Genomic DNA, 2,500 nt, shown 5'->3' on the forward strand with positions numbered 1-2,500 from the left:
AGGGTCAGCGACTGGGGTGAAGTCGTAACAAGGTAGCCGTAGGGGAACCTGCGGCTGGATCACCTCCTTTCTAAGGAAGCTGTGGAATTGGTAAGACGACCGGCTCGTGTCTTCGGATACGCCCTGGTATGAACCTTCCCGTGCTTTTTAGAACATAGATCGCACCAGTCAGGTGACGATCGAAACGCAATACGCTGCGGAAATGCTTCGGCATTCGGACAGTATGGCGGTTTCCGCCGACCACGTTTCTCTTTCTTCAAAAGGATATACGAACCACGCCCGCGTCAGCGTGCTTGACCGTAATGGGCCCGTAGCTCAGGTGGTTAGAGCGCACGCCTGATAAGCGTGAGGTCGGCAGTTCGAGTCTGCCCGGGCCCACCATCCCAACGATTGAGTGGCTAACCGGTCAGGTATCGAAACCTGAATGGGGCTGTAGCTCAGCTGGGAGAGCACCTGCTTTGCAAGCAGGGGGTCAGCGGTTCGATCCCGCTCAGCTCCACCAAAGGTTTTGGTGTCGAAGTTGACGGATATATATCCTTTGAAGAAATAAAAGTTTGCGTCGGCCGAATGGCCTGATGCCTGTTCTGCATACATTGTGAAGAGAAGATTGATCTGGAGGCTTCCAGGTGTTTTGGGTTTTTGACCCAAGGCGTCCGAAACCTTTCCCGGTGAACCTTTTGATGGCCTAGCCGGCCGGAAATTGGTGAGGGATTGGAGGAGGAAGGAAGCTTGTCGCTCTAGATCGTTCGTTGTTCGATGTCCTTCGGGTCATTGTCTGACGAGTGATCAGATTACCGTCGTCTAACCGCGCGGTACCGGATTTGATCTCGAGAAGCTGGTCTTAATGACAGGCTGCAAGCGAGCTGCTCGGCGTAGCTCCAATAAAGCAGACCTGTTGAACACGTCGATGGCATCATTGAGTGGGTTGGGTTGTAAAAGGTAGCCTTGCCCGCTGATCATTCCTTTGGAATGGCGGCTAGATGATGAGCATAGACAATGAGAACGATTAAGTGTCGTAAGGGCAATTGGTGGATGCCTTGGCATGCACAGGCGATGAAGGACGTGATACGCTGCGATAAGCTGTGGGGAGCTGCGAATAAGCTTTGATCCATGGATTTCCGAATGGGGGAACCCACCTTAAATACCTAGAAAGTTTAAGTTGTTCGCAAGAACGGCTTAGGTTTCTAGGTATTGAAATAAGGTATCTTACCTTGAATACATAGGGGTAAGAAGCGAACGCAGGGAACTGAAACATCTAAGTACCTGCAGGAAAGGACATCAACCGAGACTCCGTAAGTAGTGGCGAGCGAACGCGGACCAGGCCAGTGGCAATGCTGAATAAAGTGGAACGGAATGGAAAGTCCGGCCTCAGCGGGTGATAGCCCCGTACACGTAGAACAAGCATTGTCCTTGAGTAAGGCGGGACACGTGAAATCCTGTCTGAACATGGGGAGACCACTCTCCAAGCCTAAGTACTCGTGCATGACCGATAGCGAACAAGTACCGTGAGGGAAAGGTGAAAAGCACCCCGACAAGGGGAGTGAAATAGATCCTGAAACCGGTTGCCTACAAGCAGTCGGAGGGCGCAAGCCTGACGGCGTACCTTTTGTATAATGGGTCAACGACTTAGTGTAACTAGCAAGCTTAAGCCGATAGGTGTAGGCGCAGCGAAAGCGAGTCTGAATAGGGCGTTTTAGTTAGTTGCATTAGACCCGAAACCGAGTGATCTAGCCATGAGCAGGTTGAAGGTTGGGTAACACCAACTGGAGGACCGAACCCGCATCTGTTGCAATAGATTGGGATGACTTGTGGTTAGGGGTGAAAGGCCAATCAAACTCGGAAATAGCTGGTTCTCCGCGAAATCTATTTAGGTAGAGCGTCGACCGAATACCCTCGGGGGTAGAGCACTGGATGGGCTATGGGGACTCACCGTCTTACTGATCCTAACCAAACTCCGAATACCGAGGAGTACTAGTCGGCAGACACACGGCGGGTGCTAACGTCCGTCGTGAAGAGGGCAACAACCCTGACCTCCAGCTAAGGTCCCCAAGTCATGGCTAAGTGGGAAAGGATGTGAGGATCCCAAAACAACCAGGATGTTGGCTTAGAAGCAGCCATCATTTAAAGAAAGCGTAACAGCTCACTGGTCTAATTAAGGGTCCTTGCGCCGAAAATGTAACGGGGCTAAAGCCATGCACCGAAGCTGAGGATACGTCGCAAGACGTGTGGTAGCGGAGCGTTCCGTAAGCCTGTGAAGGGATACCTGTGAGGGGTCCTGGAGGTATCGGAAGTGCGAATGTTGACATGAGTAACGATAAAGGGAGTGAGAGACTCCCTCGCCGAAAGACCAAGGGTTCCTGCTTAAAGTTAATCTGAGCAGGGTTAGCCGGCCCCTAAGACGAGGCGGACACGCGTAGTCGATGGGAACCACGTTAATATTCGTGGGCCTGGTGGTAGTGACGGATTGCGTAACTCGTACAGTCTTATTGGATTGACTGTG

Annotated in this window: 2 tRNA genes and 2 rRNA genes (1 of these 4 cut by a window edge); all 4 read left to right on the plus strand. The window is 51.9% G+C overall.

The features are described 5' to 3' along the window. Positions 1–70, plus strand: a 16S ribosomal RNA gene (locus ACT6VE_RS10860); the annotation flags it as partial. A 234-nt stretch (positions 71–304) separates the two neighbouring features. Continuing rightward, positions 305–381, plus strand: a tRNA-Ile gene (locus ACT6VE_RS10865). A 45-nt stretch (positions 382–426) separates the two neighbouring features. Continuing rightward, a tRNA-Ala gene (locus ACT6VE_RS10870) sits at positions 427–502 on the plus strand. Between the two features lie 502 nt (positions 503–1,004). Continuing rightward, positions 1,005–2,500, plus strand: a 23S ribosomal RNA gene (locus tag ACT6VE_RS10875); it runs 1,301 nt beyond the window's last position.

The sequence above is a fragment of the Shinella sp. genome (assembly GCF_052438155.1).
In the GTDB taxonomy this organism is placed as follows: domain Bacteria; phylum Pseudomonadota; class Alphaproteobacteria; order Rhizobiales; family Rhizobiaceae; genus Shinella.